The sequence below is a fragment of the Pedobacter cryoconitis genome (assembly GCF_014200595.1).
In the GTDB taxonomy this organism is placed as follows: Bacteria; Bacteroidota; Bacteroidia; order Sphingobacteriales; family Sphingobacteriaceae; genus Pedobacter; species Pedobacter cryoconitis_C.
Genome location: NZ_JACHCG010000001.1, coordinates 520284 through 540467 on the forward strand (window position 1 = coordinate 520284; position 20184 = coordinate 540467).

General features: G+C 38.1%; 14 protein-coding genes. 8 read left to right on the top strand and 6 right to left on the bottom strand.

Annotation, left to right across the window (positions count from 1 at the left end):
- Positions 1 to 35 precede the first annotated feature (35 nt).
- The 3 genes from HDE70_RS02380 to HDE70_RS02390 all read left to right on the top strand — a co-directional run bounded on the left by HDE70_RS02380 (position 36) and on the right by HDE70_RS02390 (position 2533).
- A complete protein-coding gene (locus HDE70_RS02380) occupies positions 36 to 653 on the top strand; it encodes a TetR/AcrR family transcriptional regulator (RefSeq protein WP_183887831.1) in 618 nt (205 codons plus the stop codon).
- Positions 654 to 714: 61 nt separating this feature from the next.
- A complete protein-coding gene (locus tag HDE70_RS02385; protein ID WP_183867637.1) occupies positions 715 to 1941 on the top strand; it encodes an MFS transporter in 1227 nt (408 codons plus the stop codon).
- A gap of 16 nt (positions 1942 to 1957) precedes the next feature.
- Entirely contained in the window at positions 1958 to 2533 is a 576-nt protein-coding gene (locus HDE70_RS02390; protein ID WP_183887833.1) for a cysteine hydrolase family protein, read from the top strand.
- Positions 2534 to 2561: 28 nt separating this feature from the next.
- On the opposite strand, the gene HDE70_RS02395 is transcribed toward HDE70_RS02390, so the two are convergent.
- Entirely contained in the window at positions 2562 to 4124 is a 1563-nt protein-coding gene (locus HDE70_RS02395; RefSeq protein ID WP_183887835.1) for a GMC oxidoreductase, read from the bottom strand.
- A 58-nt stretch (positions 4125 to 4182) separates the two neighbouring features.
- On the opposite strand from HDE70_RS02395, the gene HDE70_RS02400 reads away from it, so the two are divergent.
- From HDE70_RS02400 to HDE70_RS02420, 5 genes are all read left to right on the top strand, one after another.
- Complete coding sequence (locus HDE70_RS02400; RefSeq protein WP_183887837.1) at positions 4183 to 4320, top strand: hypothetical protein; 138 nt, start codon at positions 4183 to 4185, stop codon at positions 4318 to 4320.
- 227 nt (positions 4321 to 4547) lie between these two features.
- The gene (locus HDE70_RS02405; RefSeq protein ID WP_183887839.1) at positions 4548 to 8009 is read left to right on the top strand and encodes a hypothetical protein; all 3462 of its coding nucleotides are present in this window, start codon (positions 4548 to 4550) and stop codon (positions 8007 to 8009) included.
- Position 8010: 1 nt separating this feature from the next.
- Entirely contained in the window at positions 8011 to 8505 is a 495-nt protein-coding gene (locus HDE70_RS02410; RefSeq protein WP_183887840.1) for a DUF6443 domain-containing protein, read from the top strand.
- On the top strand, positions 8441 to 11416 hold the full coding sequence (locus tag HDE70_RS02415) for an RHS repeat domain-containing protein (protein WP_183887842.1): 2976 nt from the start codon (positions 8441 to 8443) through the stop codon (positions 11414 to 11416). Before HDE70_RS02410 ends, HDE70_RS02415 begins: the two co-directional genes overlap by 65 nt.
- Position 11417: 1 nt before the next feature.
- A complete protein-coding gene (locus HDE70_RS02420) occupies positions 11418 to 11744 on the top strand; it encodes a hypothetical protein (protein ID WP_183887844.1) in 327 nt (108 codons plus the stop codon).
- Between the two features lie 113 nt (positions 11745 to 11857).
- Here the strand turns inward: HDE70_RS02420 and HDE70_RS02425 are convergent, their stop codons facing one another.
- The 5 genes from HDE70_RS02425 to HDE70_RS02445 all read right to left on the bottom strand — a co-directional run bounded on the left by HDE70_RS02425 (position 11858) and on the right by HDE70_RS02445 (position 20155).
- Positions 11858 to 12916 carry a phosphotransferase enzyme family protein gene (locus tag HDE70_RS02425; RefSeq protein ID WP_183887846.1) on the bottom strand — a complete coding sequence of 353 codons (1059 nt, stop codon included), beginning with the start codon at positions 12914 to 12916 and terminating at the stop codon, positions 11858 to 11860.
- 82 nt (positions 12917 to 12998) lie between these two features.
- Entirely contained in the window at positions 12999 to 14027 is a 1029-nt protein-coding gene (locus HDE70_RS02430) for a LacI family DNA-binding transcriptional regulator (RefSeq protein WP_183867623.1), read from the bottom strand.
- Positions 14028 to 14148: 121 nt separating this feature from the next.
- On the bottom strand, positions 14149 to 15498 hold the full coding sequence (locus HDE70_RS02435) for a DUF3472 domain-containing protein (protein WP_183887848.1): 1350 nt from the start codon (positions 15496 to 15498) through the stop codon (positions 14149 to 14151).
- Between the two features lie 16 nt (positions 15499 to 15514).
- Entirely contained in the window at positions 15515 to 17002 is a 1488-nt protein-coding gene (locus HDE70_RS02440) for a RagB/SusD family nutrient uptake outer membrane protein (protein ID WP_183887850.1), read from the bottom strand.
- 21 nt (positions 17003 to 17023) lie between these two features.
- Positions 17024 to 20155, bottom strand: a complete 3132-nt coding sequence (locus HDE70_RS02445; RefSeq protein ID WP_183887852.1) for a SusC/RagA family TonB-linked outer membrane protein — start codon at positions 20153 to 20155, stop codon at positions 17024 to 17026.
- Positions 20156 to 20184: the final 29 nt, after the last annotated feature.

The following is a 20184-nucleotide window of genomic DNA, read 5'->3' on the forward strand; positions in this document are numbered from 1 at the left end:
GTTTTTATATTTGTCGTGTAATTAAACACATTTCCATGTCTGCTACCGTGCCTATAAAAGATGATGCTATCCAAAAACAGATCTTGCAAGCTGCTCAACAGTTATTTCAGGCGCATGGGCTCCAAAAAGTAACGATGGATGATGTGGCTAAGGCCATTGGTAAGGGAAGAAGCTCTCTGTACTACTATTATAAGAATAAGGAAGAAATACTGGATGCGGTAATGGACAATGAAATCAGGGAAAACCTGGAAGAAGTTTCCCGTGCAGTCGCTCAGCGATCTTCTGCGGAACAAAAAATAAATGCTTTTTACTTAACCAGATTACAACTTTTAGAAAAGAGAAGGGCGCTTTACAGTGCCCTGGATGTCGGTATGGATGCTAATGAAATGTCTAATTTCAATAAGGCCAAACATGCAATTCATAAACGCGTGGTAGAAAGAGAAAATAAAATGCTGGGTCAGATTCTTGACCATGGTATAGAAACAGGAGAATTACGCAGTATAGACGCTAAAGATCGGGATGATTTGATTTTTGTATTGCTGAGCGGTTTGCATGGATTAAAAAGAGAAATGGTACTTGACAATGATTTTAGCAGGATTGAAGCTGCGGTAAATGCGCTTTCCCGCCTGGTTATTCATGGATTAAAGAAGTAAAAAAATTTGCACCTGTTTCGACAAATAAACAAATAATGTCGAAACGCTTAATGTAAGCTATATGAAAACTGCGCAATTAACGAGTACCTTCCGTGCGTTTAACAACCGTAATTACAGGTTGTTTTTTACTGGTCAGTCTGTGTCTCAGATTGGTACCTGGATGCAGCGTACAGGAGTAAGCTGGGTAGTTTATACGATGACACATTCTGCTTTTATGCTGGGACTTACCGTGTTTGTCTCTCAGTTTCCTTCCTTTCTTTTCTCTCTGCTTGGCGGGATCGCATCAGACCGGTACAACCGGTATAAAGTATTACTGATTACACAGATTGCCTCGATGGTACAGGCCGTTTTACTGAGCATACTGATTTTTACAAACCATTATACGGCCTGGGAAATACTCACCTTAAGCGGAGTGCTTGGTGTAATCAATGCTTTTGACGTACCGGCCAGGCAACCGCTGATTCATGAAATGGTAACAGATAAAGCAGATTTGCCGAATGCGCTTGCGCTTAATTCCTCGATGGTAAACCTGGCCAGGTTAGTTGGCCCTGCTTTATCAGGTATTATCCTGGTAAAGTTTGGGGCAGGTATGTGTTTTCTTTTAAATGCAGTGAGCTTTATTGCGGTCATCGCTTCTTTGTTATTGATGAAACTACCGGCTTATGTGCCTGTGCTTGTCAAAAAGAAAATCAAGTCTGAGCTTAGTGAAGGTTTTGCCTACTTAAAAAATACGGCTTCTATCCGTATTATGTTGTTGATTCTTGGTTTAACAAGCCTTTTGGTATTGCCCTACAATACGCTGCTGCCAGTATTCGCTAAAGTAATCTTTAAAGGAGATGCTGCTACTTATGGCTATATCAATAGTTTTATAGGGATAGGTGCAGTAGCGAATTCTATATTCCTCGCTTCTTTAAAGCCTGGAACTAACCTGAGGGTTATTTTACTAGTTAACACGCTGATTCTTGGGGTGAGTCTGATGATTTTTTCCCAGCTCAGTTATTTTCCTCTGGCCATGCTGTTTGCAACTTTGTCCGGATTTGCAATGATGTCTCTGACCACAGTCTGTTTGACGGTGATACAAGTTGATTCAGATCCTCAAATGAGAGGCAGGGTAATGAGTTATATAGCAATGGCTTATTTTGGGATGCTGCCTTTGGGAAGTTTAATCATTGGTGCTGTATCCCAGAGAATAGGGTCGCCAGCTGCGCTGTTTTGTCAGGGAATAACCGCCCTGATTATTGCAGCTTTATTTTATAAATATTTGAGAAGTGACTATCAGAAAAATTAATTTAACTAATCATAAAATGGAACAGAACAAACAAAATACAGCATTGCTGGTCATGGATATGCAATCCGGGATCTCTGGTATGATGGAACCGCAGGTGGTTACCTCAATCACTGCGACTATAGCCAGTGCAATTGCACATGCCCGTAAACAGGGAATCCCTGTCATTTATGTGACTATCAGCTTTAGAGCTGGATTACCAGAAATAAGCAGTAACAATAAGAGTTTTAGTGCAGGTAAAGAAAGATTTAAGACATTAAATATGGAAGAGTTTGCGAAGATCCTTCCGGAACTTGCCCCGCAGGAAAATGAAGTAGTTGTGGTTAAACGTCGTTTCAGCGCCTTTACAGGCAGTGATCTGGAAGTGAACTTAAGAGCTGCCGGAATTCAGCATATGGTACTCACAGGTGTTTCCACCAGCGGTGTAGTGCTTTCTACCTTACGTGAAGCAGCAGATAAAGATTACCAGCTTACTGTATTGGCTGATTGCTGCGCGGATGGCGATGAGGAAGTACACCGGCTATTGGTGGACAAAGTTTTTCCGCGTCAGGCGGATATATTAACAGCCGCAGAATGGTGCGAAAAAACGCAATAGCTAATTTGTGAGCTATTTAAGCAGAGGGTTAACTAAAATCCTCTGCTATTATTTTCTCTATATTTCTTTCGGCTATTGCGGTAATCGTGACAAAAGGGTTTACTCCGGTACTGCCAGGCAATAATGATCCATCACAAGTATACAATTTACTGTAACCTTTGAATCTGCCATATAAATCGGTCGCCTTGCCGATTACGCAGCCCCCTAAAGGATGGTAACAGATTTCCCCGTTAATACCATTCTTGAATAATAAACGGGCAGGTGTGCCTCCATTTTCCTTATTCAATTTATCCATCAGGTTTTTGACGGTAGCCAGAGCATCCGTACTAAAGTCTTCAGGGATCTTCAGCAGTACTTTATTCGTCAGGCTATTATAAATGAACTTTCCACGGTTAGGATTTTTGGTAATGGCCAGATATAAGGAAGTCCAGGTTTCCATTTTCATCGGCATAGGCGAAATCTCCGCGAAAACGGGATGTTCTTTATTATCCCAATCATCAATAGCCATGGTCGGGATACAAGATTGTTTACTGCCTGTACCTTGCTTAATGAAATTTCTTCCGGCCATTACATTTCCATTATTTCCCCATCCTTCACCAATTTCCTGGTTAAGCTTAGGCAGGGTACCTGTTGCTTTTGCCTTTACCATCAGCTGAGAAGTTCCCATGCTGCCTGCGCAAACGAAAAGATAATCACAGTTAAAATCCTGTGCGGACTCGGTATTGCCTTCCGTATTAAGCTGATCTACCTCCAGTTTATAGCCTGTATCGGTTTGATGAATGGATCTTACACTATGCATTGGCCTGATTTCTACCTTATTTGTCTTTAAAGCAGCAGCTAGATAAGTTTTGTCCAGACTCTGTTTCCCCGCATTATTTCCATAGACAACCTCGCCGTTTAAAGCAGACTGATAAACTTCTTTCCGGCTCTCTTTTTCCATATATCCGAAATCATAAACATTGGGAACAAAAACAGTTTTATAACCGGCTTTGTGCGCCTGATCTCTTGCTGTACGTGCAAATTTATAATAGGGGGTAGACTCGAAGAATCCAGGTGAAATAGAATTCACTTTCAGCATTTTGTTAGCCAGAGGAAAGTACTTTTCATACATTTCACTGGCATTGACTTCGGGAAGGATACTTTCAAAATAAGCTCTTTTAGGAACCACAGCCATCCCGCCATTCACCAGTGAGCCACCACCAACCCCTCTGCCTACATAAACTTTGAGGTGATCAAAATCCATTCTGTCCAGTACACCTGTATACTTTTTGAAAGTAAAAACATTGGCAAAAGGAAGAATACTATGAGACTTTAACCAGGTAGACCGTTTATCCGGGAAAATCAATTTAGAGAAAGTAGTGTGATCTTTAGTAGCCGGCCAGTCCATACCCATTTCCAGCATGAGTACTTTTATACCTTTCTCAGCAAGGCGTAAAGCGGCAACAGCTGCACCGTAACCAGTACCAATAACAATTACACGATGGTGCTCAGCTTCTTTTTTTATGGGCAGTGGAAAGGCTGATCCTAATTTTGAGGCGGTCAGTCCAATACTCAAGACAATATTATTTTTAATAAACTGTTTACGATCCATCTTTTCTGTTAAATTGTTTGAGATAAACTATTAAACAAAATTGATGCCTTAAAATAGGATGAAAGCTATTATGAAATCAGGTGATAAATCAAGATTGAATATTTATAACCTGAAAGGAAAGTGCTCTGTTATTGGTGGTTATAGTTTCTTGTTTTTCTATTTTGTGAAATTTGACTTCGAAATAGGAACTGATTAGAGTAATTTTCTTTTATATTATAGTAAACGTTATTATGATTTCTTTATCGGTTATTATTTTGATTTTTAATGAAAAACATGTAACTATGCGCTTTTAACGAATCTCTTCGCAACAGTCATTTCATTACCTGAAATCTCAACCAGAATTTTATTCGAAACTCTGATTAATCTTCAAAATATAAGGGTATAAATAATTTATGATAAGGATTCTGAATTTATAATCAAAATATGAATAAAAAGTGTGCGCTTGCTTTATTACTTTCTATCTGTTCTTACACAGCTTCTGCCCAAAAAGATGTGATTATGGCCCCTAGCCCAAACCCCACATCGCTGGCAAAATATATTGACAGACCAGTCAGTTATTATACGGGTATCCCCGAAATAAAAATTCCTTTGTGGTCTGTTAACTTAAAGAACTATACGCTTCCAATCGAACTAGCTTATCACAGTGGAGGAGTGAAAGTTGAAGAAGAGGCTTCATCTGTAGGATTAGGGTGGTCATTAATCAGTGGAGGAGTGATTACGCGGTCGGTAAGAGATTTACCCGATGATTATAATAAAGGAGAAGTATTAAAAAGGCAAGATGACAGATTACTTGATTATTCTCCTAATGCAGAACACCCAAGAATAGGAAGATTCTGGTCTGGCAAATATGAAACCTTAAGAGACTTTGATTTCTCCAACGAAGATAAAAATTATGTAATTAAAAATTTGCAAGCTTCAAAAGCTAATTACGAAACTGCATTTGGTTCTTTACAAGGAAATAATGATATAGAGCCAGATGTCTTTTATTTTTCATTCGGAAATAAATCAGGGAAATTCATATTTGATGTAAATGGAAAAATTCAGGAAGCAGTGATGATACCTTATCAGGATATTGTTATTAGCCATACTTTGAGCTCTTCTGGTGAAATTTCATCTTTTACGATAAAAGATAATGATGGTACAGAGTATCTGTTTGATAAAATAGAAAGAATGGAACGCGTTGTTGGTTCAAATACTAATGAAATCTGGGCATATAATTATACGGGTGGTTCAGGAACTGACCATGATTTACAATCCTTGATCAGGACAAGATATAATTCAAGCTGGTACCTATCACAGATTAAAACAATTTATAAAGAGATTGTTTCATTTACTTATGCCGATGAAGAACTATTTCAATATGACCGCCCGATGGTTGGAGGAATTACTGGAAAGTATAATAATGGTTTGACTTATAATGGTGCTTATTTTAATTTTATTGGAAGTAATGAATCTGCTACTAAAAAAAGAATAACTAAAATTGAGACTGAAAAGGAAACCATTAATTTTCTATCGGACCATCTAAGACAGGATCAGTTAAAATCTTCTTATGCGCTCACTGATGTTGAGATTGTCAATAAATTCACCGGCAGTAAAATAAAAACTTATTCAATTGATTATTCTTATTTTCAAAGTCCTTTAAGTGAGGTTTTTACTGGATTAAGTACGGCGCTCTTTGATATTCCTGCGCAATACGTTCCCACTTATTATAAAAGATTGAAGCTGGATAAAATAACCGAAAAAGGCGAGAACAATGTCGCTAATCCTCCTTATATTTTTGAATACGATCAGTCTGTAGCACTTCCTCACCGGTTTTCCTTTCAACAGGATTTATGGGGATATTTTAATGGAGCTGCCGATAATAAAAATCTGTTTCCAAAGCTGTACATATATCCTTCATTTAGTGGTAATGATAGATTTAGAGTATATCCGCTATGTTATACTTATTCAGGTAGCGATAATTATATATTGCCTGGATCTGACAGGCTTCCGAACAATTCAGTAATGACTTCAGGAACCTTAAAAAAAGTTACCTATCCGACTGGTGGTCATACAGATTTTGTATTTGAACCCAATTCATTTTATGATGATCAATGTAATTATACTGGAGGTGGATTAAGAATTAAAAGTATTAAAAATTATAGCTCGGCATTAGCTGATGTGGCATCAACTTCACGTTCCTATACTTATCTGAATGCAAATCAGGATGGGCAACCAAGCGGTCGTATCGTGGCTTTACCAAGCTATGCAGATCAGAATCTTAGCCAGACAAAATACTTTAGTTTTTCTCAATCTGTATTAGGAGGGACTAGTGGAAGTATGGTGGGATATCAATCGGTTACAGAAAGGTCAGATAATGGTATTAATAATGGTAGTACAAGATATGAGTATAGTATGCCAGCCTTATACAATGAAAAAACTGATGCTGAATATAATTTGTATCGCATTAGTCAGCCCAAATGGACAGATAATGTAACAGCTAAAACACTTCCTGGGAACGGATATCAGGAATTCTTAAATTATAAAAATGCTTATCACCTGGTGCCAAATACAGCACCTTTTTCTTTAAATCCTGATTATGACTGGAATAGAGGGAAACTGATAAAAGAGAGTCATTTTAATAGTAGTGGGGGGCTTGTGAAAGAGATGACTAATCTCTATAAAATATATGATGGACCTTCTTGGAAAGGTTCGAAAAATGTCTATGGACTTGCTTATAATTTCATAGGGTATAGTGAGAATAATCATCAATATTCCATGGTTTATAGTAAGTACGAGTACCTGACTAACAGAGCTAATGTTATTGACTCTACTATCGTAAAAACTTATAATCCTTCTGCAGGAACAATAATACAAGCTGAAAAGTATAATTATTCAAAGAGGGGGCATATGAATCCAATAGAAAAGATTACATCTCTGAGTAATGGAAGTATTAAAATTCAAAAGACACTTTTTCCTTACGATTATTTAAGCGATAGTCCCCTCGATCCGGGAATATTGGCTATGAGGAAAAGAAATTATATAGCTATACCCATAGAGGAAATAGTATATATCCTTAAGGATAACCAGAGGGCAGCAATTTCCGGTAATTTTATGAGATATCGGATATCCAATGATGACTATATTCTTCCCGGAAATATAGCTAAAGTAGAGACAACTGAGCCGATTACTAATTTTAGAGAGTCACATACATATTTTGAAGATATAAGACCTGATGGCAGATATAAAGAATTTTTCTCTTATGATGAATTTGATGCGCGTGGAAATTTAGTACAATCTACGGCTGAGAAAAGTATGATAAAGACTTATATCTGGGGTGCGGGCAAGAAAAATCCTGTGGCTGAAATCGTAAATTCCAGGAAGACAGATGTTGCTTATGCAGGGTTTGAGGGAGAGATAAATGGAGGATGGAGTGGGATTGAAGTCTTGCCTGTTGATGATTCTGGTGGGTTTCTTGGTAATTGTTCCTATGACCTGGGATTAAGTCAGCAAGCCTTGTTAAAACAAGGCCTGAGCCCCTCTAAAACATACGAGTTATCTTTCTGGACAACAAATCCTGCAGGAACAATCGTGAAGAAAGACAGTCAGCAGATTTCCGGAAGTATAGGGGCGACCCGCCGGGGATATACCTATGTTAAATTTTCTTTTTCTGGTTCATCTTCATTAAGTATTAGTGGTACCGGTAGTATTGATGAACTGAAGCTATATCCTGCTGATGCCTCAATGACAACTTGTACACTAGACCCATTGATTGGAATTAAGAATAAAACCGATGACAAGGGGCAGACTACCTATTACGAATATGATAATTTTCAAAGATTAAAGAACGTCAAAGACCAGAATGGGAATATTATTAAGAATTACGATTATCACTATAAACCATAATATGAAAAACAGACTAATTTTATTTTCACTTAGGGTTTTAGTACTATTCGCTATATTATTTATCTCCTTCAATACTGATAGTATAGCTCAAAATTTGAGTTTTAATAAATACAATGGAGAGAAGGAGATTGCCGCGACTGAAAGTATTAAACTGACTAATGGTTTTCTTGTACCTAAAGGAAGCACCTTCAGGGCTTATATTACAAATGTTAATTGTGCACCACTTGCTTCAGTTCCTAGTGTGGACCAGAATTATATAGTAAGTAATTATATAAAGAAACAATTTATCACTGATGCCAGTCAGCTATCCGGGTTAAATATTTGTGAGCTAAATCAGACTATTCAATATTTTGATGGTTTGGGAAGACTTGCTCAGACAGTAGCTGTAAAAGAAAGTCCTGCCCAGAAAGATGTGGTGCTGCCGGTAGTTTATGATGATGCAGGACGGGAGGCAACAATACCTTTCTTATGCAGATCCGGGTATAGCAAATGGTAGTTATAAAGACAATGCGCTAACAGCGGATCAGGGAATTATGGGCTTCTACAACCCTGTTGGTAGCAGTGGAAATCAACAGGCTAATGGTATCATCAGAACAGCTTATCCTTTTAGTAAGACCATTTTTGAATCCAGCCCTTTAAACCGTATTGCTGAGAAAGGTGAAACTGGAGCGGCATGGCAGCCTGAAACATCCCGTGATGCTAAAGGCCGTACCAAAATAACTGAATATGGTACGAATTCAAAAACAGATGATGTGAAGCTTTGGACAATTAAAACGAACGGTACTAATAGCATTGTTAATTATGCGGAATCCAGTCTGTCTAAAACTACGTTGAAGGATGAGAATTGGGTAAGCGGTAAAAATGGAACAATAGAAGAATTTACTGATTTTGAGGGGCGCTTAATACTCAAAAGGGTTTGGGAAAATGATATTGTATCCCTTTCTACTTATTATATATATGATGATTTAGGTAACCTGAGGTATATTGTTCCTCCTGCAACTACAGCATCGTCATTTACCGAATCGGAAACAGATAATCTGTTTAATCAGTATATCTTTGCTTATCATTATGATAACAAGCAGCGGGTCGTTGAAAAGAAAATTCCTGGCAAAGGATGGGAATACATTGTTTATAATAAACTGGGGTTGATTGTAATGATGCAGGATGCTGTTCAAAGAGATAAAGAGAGTCAGGATTGGACAGTGGTTAAGTATGACGGGCAGGGAAGACAAATAATTACTGGTATTTATAAATATGGGGCTAAGGCTATTAACAATTATAGGGTGGATATCCAGACAGCTGTGGATGCACAGGCTAATCAATGGGAAGACAAAGTTGCAACTGGAATTGGTTATTCAGTAGATCGGACATATCCAACTGCTGCACTATCTGTTGTGTTGAGTATCAATTATTATGATGATTATACTGCTCCTGGAATGCCTTATTATAAAAGTGATGACTATAGTAAAATGACCAAAGGTCTTGCTACAGCTACTAGTGTTAATGTACTGGGCACAGCAACGAGGTTATGGACAGTAAACTATTATGATGATGAGGCCAGAATAACAAAGGTATATAAGCAGCATTATCAGAGCGGCGGAGTGAATATTGCCAATTATGATGAGATTACTAATAATTACAATTTTGCAGGAGAACTCACATCGGGCACCAGAATTCACCGGAACGGAAGTAGTGTTACAACAATTGGTAATAGTTATGCTTACGACCATGTGGGCAGAGCTAAAACTGTCAGACAAAAGATCAATACTGGAACAGAAGTCGTATTAAGTAAATTCAGCTACAATGAAATTGGTCAGCTATTAAAAAAAGAACTTCATAGTACAGATGACGGTAAAAGTTTTCTTCAAAAAATGTTGTTTGCTTACAATGAGCGCGGGTGGCTTAAGTCGGAGATCTCTGATGAATTTAGTATGGGGCTGAAATATGAAGATGGTAAGGTCCCTCAATATAATGGTAATATAAGCAACCAGGAATGGGGCGCTGCATCAAGTTTCTCAAATGTATTCAGTTACACTTATGATAAATTAGGCAGACTGAAGACAGGAAATAGTACAGGGATAATATTGAGTGAAGAGATCAGCTATGACCCAATCGGAAATATCAGTACAATGAACAGGGATGCTGGAGGGAAGAGTACTTATAATTATATAGGAAGTCAGTTAACCAGTATTACCGGAGGCTCATTAGCAACAAATACAAATTATACTTATGATAACAATGGTAGTGCTGTTAAAGATGGGAGAACCGGGGTCACATTAATTTATAATTTGCTGAATCTTCCGGCAACGGCTACGAAAACGGGTTTGAATCTGGCTTATACTTACGATGCAACCGGGAACAAACTTATGAAGGTGAGTAATGGAGATGCAAGATATTATGTAGATGGAATAGAATACGACAACAATAACAACATTGAAATTATTCGCACCACAGAAGGGCAGGCGCGGAACAATTCCGGGGTTTATAGTTATGAATATAACCTTACGGATCATTTGGGAAATATAAGGTATAGTTTTTATAAAAACCCGGTAACGAATACATTAACCAGGCTTCAGCAAACTAATTATTATCCGTTTGGAAAAGCATCGTTTGTAGTCAAAGGAAATAATAAATATCTTTATAACGGGAAGGAAATTCAGGAAGAATTAGGAGAACAATTTGATTACGGGGCAAGATTCTATGATCCGGTAATAGCGAGATGGAATGTGGTGGATAAACTTGCGGATGAACCCGAGCAAATTGATAAATCGCCTTATGCCTATGGTTGGAATAATCCGGTAAAAAATACCGATCCTGATGGAAACTGTCCGAATTGCCTGATTGGTGCATTAATTGGTGCTGCTATTGATTATGGTGAACAGGTTGCTGCTAATTATATTGAAGGGAAATCAAATCCCTGGACAAAAAATATTAATCTTGTTTCGATAGGCACATCAGCAGCAGCTGGTTTTATAACAAGTGGCGGAAGTGCGATTCAAAGCGTAGGTGCAAAATTAGCTGTTAAAGCCGGAGCATCTCTGGTTAACAATACGATTAAAGTTACCACGTCAAGTACTGGTTTAAAAACAGAGATCGAAACTAATGCGTTTAATGTATTTAAAAATACAGCAATAGATTTAGGGACCGATAAAGTAGCTGGTAAACTGAGTGGGAAAGCTGGGGGAGCATTGTCAAAAATTGGTGTTACAAACGCTGGCAGACTGTCAAGTACATCTAAAGCTGTTGTCAAAGCTTTAGGAGTAAATGTTACAAGAGCAACTACGGCAACCGTAAAGACTGGGTTAAAAGCAGTTACAAAAGTAGCTACACATACTGTTGAAAGTAGTATAAAAGCTGCTACGAGTTCAAAGGCCGGTGAATTAAAAACAAGAACTAATCAACAATAAGATGAAGAAAGTGAAAAATATTGTGTGGATTGTTATAGGAATACTGATTGTAGGATATGTGATTTATAAAATTGCAGTAAATTCTTTTACCGACAGCTTGCTGGGTAATAATCCTCAGCGAGCAAAAGCAGTAATTATTGACCATCGTAATTATATGCCAAATCAACCGGTAAAAGCTGAGTTCTCTTATTCTTATCAGTTTATGGTCAATGGCGAGAAATATATAGGTAATTCTCATGATATTACCGTTAAAGTTGGTGATAGTGTGGAAATTGAATACAATAAGGAACATCCTAATGTTAATAAACCTTTAAACCCCAAAGAATGAGATTATTCTGCTGGGATTGTGCTAAGCCCAATAGTGGGCTTAGCACAATCCTTTGAAGGAACGATTACCAGCTCTAATAGTTATATTATACGGAACAGCCAATGAACTATCCTTTACTGAGTCATTATCTTTCCTGTAATTTCTTCCAGCTCAGGTTCCAGTTCCAGGTATCTTTCCAGTAAAGTGACCTGGTTTTTTGTGCGGTCTAAATTATGGCCTTCATATTTTTCCCCATAATAAATATCATTTTGAAGATAATCTGCCAGGAAACGGATAGCCTGCATATAAATCAAAAACTTTCCGGCATAAGTGAAATAACTTTTCTCCGTTGCAGTTAATACATCGCCCATTTCTTCCATATATCCATCGTATATCGCCTTAAAGAAATCTTTCCTGACATTGATTTTAGTCAGATCTGTTTCTTCTTCATTTGCAGAAGACAAATATGTTCTCATCATATCACCCACATCGCTAATAAAATATCCTGGCATTACGGTATCCAGATCAATTACACAGATCCCTTTATTTTCCTGGTCAAAAAGAACATTATTAATTTTTGTATCATGATGGATGACCCGCTGCGGGATCTCTTTGCGTTCTACTATCTTTTTATAGGTAGCCACAATATCCGCATGTTTCATGATGAAAGAAATTAAGTCTTCAGACTTTTCTTTCCGCTGACCAGAAGCTTGTGCTACGGCGGCAGTAAACTGATCGAAACGTAAGGTCAGGTTATGGAAGTCGGGTAGGGTGATGTGTAATTTTTTAACGTCAAAATCATTCAGCAACCTGGAGAATCTTCCGAATTGCTTTGCACCTTCATAAGCCTCTTCTTTTTTATTCAGCACATTCAGCGAATGTGAATTCTCTACAAAAGGGAATAACCTGAAATATCCATCTGGTGTTTCCATTAACGACTCGCCTGATATTCCGGGAAGTGCAGAAACAAAAAGATATTCAGGATGTGTTTTACTTAAATAAGCCTTTAGTGCAGCTATATTCTGATCGATATCATGTGGCCTTTTAAATACAGATTGATTGACCTGCTGTAATATATATCCGTTGGTAGGTGTAGTTATTTTCCAGGTACGATTGATCAGACCATCTCCAAATAATTGTACGTCATTTCCAGCAGTTTCCATTCCGTACAACGGTAAAATTTGATCAAGCATAAATTAAGCGGGTTTATTTTTTTCGTAAACTCAAACTTAATCAATTTCGCTATCAGATCATTGTGCAAACGTTTGTGTAAACTTATTTCTCCTTGCCAATGATCAGCTCTGACTCCACAACTACGTTATAGTAAGCAGGTTCTGCATCAGAATCGCTCTTCGGTTTGTTAATCAGATCCAATAAAATATCGGCTGCTTTCTTTCCCTGTTTATAGGGAAACTGCTCTACAGAAGCAATCGGAGTAAAGTCCATATAATTGATCAGTGGCAGATTTGCGTAACTCACAAAGTCGATATCTTTATTGATCTGTATATTTAAAGAACGCGCATAGCGGATCGCAAATAAGGCTACATAATCATTGAAAGTCACAATTGCAGTGGGCTTGCGTTTATGGTTCAGGAAGTTATCCATAGACTCAATCGTTCCCGCCTCTGTCAAATCACAATTGACTATTAAAGAAGGATCAAATTTTAACCGGTGGGAAGTCATCGCCTTAATGTACCCATTTTTTCTTTCTGTGCTGGCTACCAGGTTGGTAGGGCCATTAATCATACCTATGGTACGGTGACCTTTTTTCAATAAGAAGTTTACTGCTTCAAAAGTACCGGATTCCAGGTTAGAGGCTACAAAATGTATATTCTTTACCGGAGGGATGCGGTCGAAAAATACTATAGGGATATTTGATTTCTTAAAGGCCTCAAAATGTTCGTAGGTATTGGTCGTTTTGGAAACTGAAATCAGCAGGCCGTCAACGCGCTGCATCTTCATCTTTTCGATCAGGAGTTTCTCTCTGTCTGCATCGTCATGGGATTGAGCGAGCAAAACAGTATAATTTCTTTTGTAAGCAATATCTTCAATTCCGCTGATTGCAGCCGAGAAAAAGGATTCAGCCAGTTCTGGCAAAATAACGCCTATGGTATGTGATTTACCCTGTAAAAATTGAATAGCTCTTTGATTAGGCTCATAATTAAGCTCTTTGGCCATCTTTTTTACCCGCATTTTAGTGATTAAACCTATGCTGGAATGGTCATTTAAAGCTCTTGAAACGGTCGAAACCGAGATGTCAAGAAGCTTTGCTATCTCTTTTATGGTAGTTGGTTTATCTGACATTTGTTCCAAATGTTGCAATTATCTTTTAATATAAGTAATTAAAATGATTAAATAAAAAGCCCCGGCTATTATTGCCAGGGCTAATTGCTGAATATCAAATGATAAATTATACAGGATTCGCTTAAGGCAGTTTACTGAAATCAATCACCGGATGTGCAGTACCGGTAGCAGGTCTGTTGAAGAGCTGTTTCAGTGTATTCGCATCACTGAAAAATCCACCGTTTCTTAAAAAGAACTGGTTGCCATTTACGCCTCCTCCAACATCTTTTCTATACCCTCTGTTGGCAATATCATCACCCGTAAATTTCATCGCCGTAATTTCTGTCCAGTTGCCATTCGTGTCCACTGCCCACTGGTTTCCATAGTTGGCTTTTCGTTCGATATTCCCCATTTCCGGATTGAAATTCTCCAGGAAAGAATACAGACTTTTCAATCTGGTATTCGTTGCAGGACGTTCAAAACTTGCAATTAAGGTCCAGTTGCCGTCTAAAGGTTTGAAATAAGAAGTATAAACCGTCTTATTTGTTGCCGCATCAGGCTGTGCTCTTGTTAGGAAAGCATAGGTTTTTCCTGCTACCCATGGATAAATCAGGTAACTCTGGCCACCAGAACCTTCATTACCAAATTCACCGCTATGTACGTCTGTACCTTTTTTAAGCAGTTTAATCTTTTTGTCATCCGGTATGGTTGCAGGATCATCCGTCGGAAATGGGCTCCATAGTGAAAACAACACTCTGCGCTCTGTAGCCGAATTAACCTGGATACCGAAATAACCTTCTCCAAATCCGTTAGACATGAAATAAGAACCAATCGGATCTGAACCTACAGGCACATTGATTTCATTATAAAACCATTCTACATTATTTTTAATCGCATCAGGAATGGTATAGTTCACGTGTACCGAAGGCCCTCTGCGCCCCCAGTAAAAACGGGAATCAATGTTGTCTTTGACATAGGATACCGTATCGGTTACCGGTTTTCCGCTGATAATCAGATCGGAAACATCACCAAAATAATCACCTGTTTTACTGATCCCCTGGATATCAAATTTGATATACCCTTTGGCAGTGATATTGAAATTTCCAACTGCGACTGTATCAAATGATGAACTTGATGCTGTTTTAGTAATCGACTGTGTACCCGTTGATACTTTAAACGTACTGTTCCCTGAAGGAACTTTCATTCTTAAAGCAACTGTAATGATACCCGGCTTTTCCGTTCTGAAGTAAACACTGGTTACTGCCCCGGAATTTGTCCAGTTAGCCAGACCATTGTTGTTGATCTCTTCGCTCGCAGTGGTTTTAACCCAGGCATTTCCGCCTAAAGCAATTGCAGTTTTTGGCCCGGTCGCTACAAAATCAGTAATCTCTTTGGGTGTTTTGGCATTGTCTTCCAGGTTGTTACTACTCTTTTTACAAGAGGTTCCTATCAAAAGAGTGAGGAATGATAAGGATAGAATAATTGTTTTCATAGGTTTTTGGTTTAGGTTAAGGATTTTGAACAAGATTTGGATTTAGTACAATATCATTCTCTGGAATAAAAAAGATCACACGTGGATCCGTATAAGGAATTTGCTGTGTGGTTTGTCCAGATGCAAGGTGAGTGCCTGGATAATCTCTGTTTAATGTTCTTTTATTTCTGAAAACATCAAACTTACGCTGAGACTCAAATGCGAATTCTAATCTTCTTTCGTCCAGTATCACATCCAATACATTAGTATAACCCATCATGTTACCTGAAGAGAATAAAGCATTTCCACTTAATCCCGCGCGGCTTCTGATTACATTCACATCAACCAGTGCATCGTTTGGCCTGCCCAACTGGAAAGCACATTCTGCCCTTGTTAAGTACATCTCTGCTAATCTCAAGACTACAGGGGAACTTAAAGTTTCATAACCCTCTTGAAATGAGTATTTATTAATGAAGTATTTTGGATAACCATTTCTTTTTTGAAGAACAGGATTTCCCTGTGCATCTTTCTTAACAGTTCCGTCAGCATTTTTTTCATATTGTGGAACGACAAACGAGTTACGTAAATCTTCAGGGAATTTATTGACTAACTCTCTGTAGGATTGTGAGGCATACATTTCACCATAACCAATAGCTCCGCCCCAGTACATCGAACCAATCGCATCATCAAGGCGATCATCTTTAAGTACATGTCTTATCGCAAAAATCGTTTCGGGATTTCCCTCAGGGACACTTGTGAAATATTTTGAATATCCAGCAGATGGCAATAGCGAATAACGTCCGCTTTTAATTACCTGGTCTGCATAATCAAAAGCATTTTTATAATCTCCCATATAAAGATAAACTCTGCTCAATAATGCTATTGCTACTTCTTTAGATGCAAAATTATTGTTTTTTGTACTGTTCATTAGCTTGATCGATTTTAGTAAATCGCTAATTACCAGTGCGTAAACGTCTTTTACTTTTGATCTGGCAGGTAATTCTTTTACATCTGTATTTGTTTTAAGCATCACGCCTAAAGATTCTCCGTTGTTATCCGTATAAGGCCGTCCAAAAAACTTAACCAGATCAAAGTGAATCATTGCTCTTAAAAAGTAGTTTTCTCCAAGCAGCTGATTTCTTACCGGATCTTCACTTTCTGCTACTTTCTCTATCACGACATTGGTACCAAAAATAGCCTGGTAACCTTTTCGCCAAAAGTTTTCTGCATTTCCCTGATTTTTTTGATGCTGATAATTATAAGCATAAAATAAAGGGTCAGTAGTGGTACCACTTAAGGAAACATTGTCACTTGCATATTCAGAAAATATGTGATAATTACGTACATAATAAGGGTCTTTGATGTAATTATAAGTTCCGATAGTAGCGGATTGAAGCCCTTCCAGGGTACTTACTACGGTTTCATTAACGATACCACTATAAGGAGGAAGCGTCAAGTCTTTTTTACAGGCTGTAGCAGACACGATAAGCGCCATAGCTACTATTGTTTTATAGCTGTTAGTCATTTTTGTAATCTTTAATTATACTTAAAAACCTATGTTAACACCGAATAATATTTTTTTACTAATCGGGTATTTGGTACCGCTCACCCCACTTGTATTTGGTGTAGAGAAAATAGTAGATGGGTCTAAATCGGCAACTTCCGGATCCATGCCCGAGAACCTGGTTAAAGTAATCAGGTTATCTGCACTTACATAAACTCTCAGATTTGAAATTTTAAGTCTTTTGGTGATGGCATCAGAGAAACTATACCCAAGGGTAATATTCCTTAATCTCAAATAAGAACCATCTTCTAAATATCTTGAAGAAGGTTTATTAGATAATTTATTCCCATTCACTACAGCTTTTGGATGCGTAGCCATATCTCCGGGATTTTCCCATCTGTTCCAGCCATCCTTTAAGATCATACTGTTGTATTGAGGATATGCACCATCCGCATCGAATACTTCCCGGTCGGCATTATAAATCTTACTACCATAAACAAAATTGAAGAATGTATTTAAGCTGAAATTCTTATAGGTAAACTCATTTCCCATACCGCCAGTAAATTTTGGTGAAGAAGTACCTACATATCTTCTTTCTGCGGCATTGTAATTGTTAGTGGTCGTTGTGGTACCATCAGCTTTGGTCATATACCATAATGGATCTCCATTAGCAGGGTCTACACCTGCCCATTCTCTGGTATACCAGGAATTCATATCACGGCCTACTGTAATATTCTGATTAGCAAATCTGGCTATAGGCTGATCCAGGTATAGGTTAGTAACCCTGTTTTTGTTGAAACCAATATTGAAGCTCGTATTCCATTTAAAAGCACCAGTAAAGTTTTTGGTACTTAATTCAATATCAATTCCTTTATTTTTTACGGAACCTATATTTTGCAAATAACTATAAAAACCAGAGGCAGCAGAAAGTGGTACAGCAATGATCAGATCCTTATTGGTTCGCTGATATACATCAATGTTTAGTTCAATTCTGTTCCAGAAACCTATATTAATCCCCGCATTGATTGTGGTAGGTGTCTCCCAGGTTAAATCAGGATTGGCGATTGCTGAAGGATAGCCACCCGGAATATTTGCATATTGAACATCAAAACTATATAAAGGCAATGAACTATAATCTCCCGTTGGGGTATTACCGGTAACTCCATAACTACCTCGTAATTTCAGGTTCGTAATTACACTGGATTTGAAAAACTTCTCGTTGGAAATCAACCATCCACCCGCAAGAGAATAGAATAAACCAAACTTGTGATTTGCGCCGAACTTAGAAGAACCATCATTCCGCATAGAAACAGTTCCGAAATATCGGTTATCATAATTGTAGTCACCCATGAAAAGCTCCGAAATAAAACGGCTTTTTGATTTTCCACCTTTTAATAGATAGGCTGTAGCAGTTGAATTTAATATTTCCAGACCGGGTTGGATACCATAACCAGTTCCGTCAATATTATCAACATAATTTTGCTGATACTCAAAACCAGCTATTCCAGATAAGTTGTGTTTTCCAAAACTATGCGCTGCATTAAATAAATTAGAAGTAAGCACGCTGTTCGAATAATTATATAAATTTCTAAGCTCTCCTGAATTAGCTTTTCCAGTAGGAGTCCGGGCATCATTCAGAATTTCCCTTCTGGTATTCGTTGTCGTATATCTATTTGACGTAGCGAAATTTAACCAATCGGTAATCTTATATTCTAGTTTTAAATCTCCCGCTAAAGTCTGACCTCTTTCATTGTCAACATTATAATCGTTCAGGTACACGAAATTGGTTTTATCCCTTCCATACCATTGACTTTCATTATCAATATATCTTGGACTTCCATCAGCATTGTAAGGGCTATCCCATGGCAGATTGGTATAGGCCTGATAAAGTGCTCCGGTACGGTCATCTGTCTTTTTACTAAAACCTGCGTTAACTCTGGTTGTAATTTTAAAGCGGTCATTAATCTTATGATCCAGATTAACCCTGAAATTGATATTGTTATAGCCTGTGTTTACGAGTGTACCTTTTTCATCGTAATAATCAGCACCTACATAAAAGTGAGTCTTTTCATCACCACCAGAAATATTGATATTCTGACTGTTTGTATAAGCCTGTTTAAAAGCCTCTTTTCTCCAGTCTGTATTTTCGGGAGTTGAAGGCAGGAAGCCAGACAGATATTCTGCATTAGTTAAAGGAAGCGATTTTAAAGTCAGATAAGCATCAATCTGTTGTGGCGTAGGGTTAGGCGTAGTCGCCTGAAGTTGTTTGATGAAGCTGCCTCTTTTTGAATTGTAATCATTCGTATACAAATAGGTACTGTAATCCAGCAATTGCTGGCCATTCATCAATTGAAAATTACCCTGAGAGGCATTATTAATACCATAAGATCCGCTGTAATTTACACTGGTCTTACCACTTTTACCTTGTTTGGTTGTGATTACAATTACACCATTAGCAGCGCGCGAACCGTAAAGACCAGTTGCACCAGCATCCTTTAATACCGTAATCGATTCGATATCCCTTGGATTGGCCGTACCACCAATTACACCATCAACAACAGTAAGCGGCTCCATATTTGCACTAAAAGTACCTGTACCTCTGATGCGTATACTCGGCGTTGTTCCTGGTTGTCCGGAAGAAGAGGAAACCGCTACGCCTGCTGCTTTTCCCTGTAATAAAGAAGAAGCACTATTACTGGTTACATCTAAAAGCTGTTTAGCGGATACTGTGGAAACAGAACTCACAATTTGTGACTTGCTTTTTGTGGTATAACCTACCACTACGACCTCGTCCATCTGCTTTGCATCCGGTTTAAGGCTTACATTGATGACACTTTTTCCAGCTACGGTAACTTCCTGTTGTATATAGCCGATATAAGTGAATTCTAAAGTTACACCGGCAGCAGCTTTTAACGCAAATTGACCGTTACCATCGGTAATCGTCCCATTTGTCGTCTTTTTGACTTTTACGGAAACACCAGGCATTGGAAGGCCTTGTTCATCCGTAACTTTTCCGGTAACCGGCGTTTGAGCGAAGGCAATAGCTGAGCATAAAGTAAGTGCTAAAATGGTAATCGCTTTAGTTAATTGATTTAGCGTAAACTGCTTAAGTTTCGCTGACGGTAGGAAAACCCGGTTTAAACCCGGATTAATCGGTTTGTAGAGTTTTGTCATGCAAGATGAAGGTTAAGACTTGGTTAGTA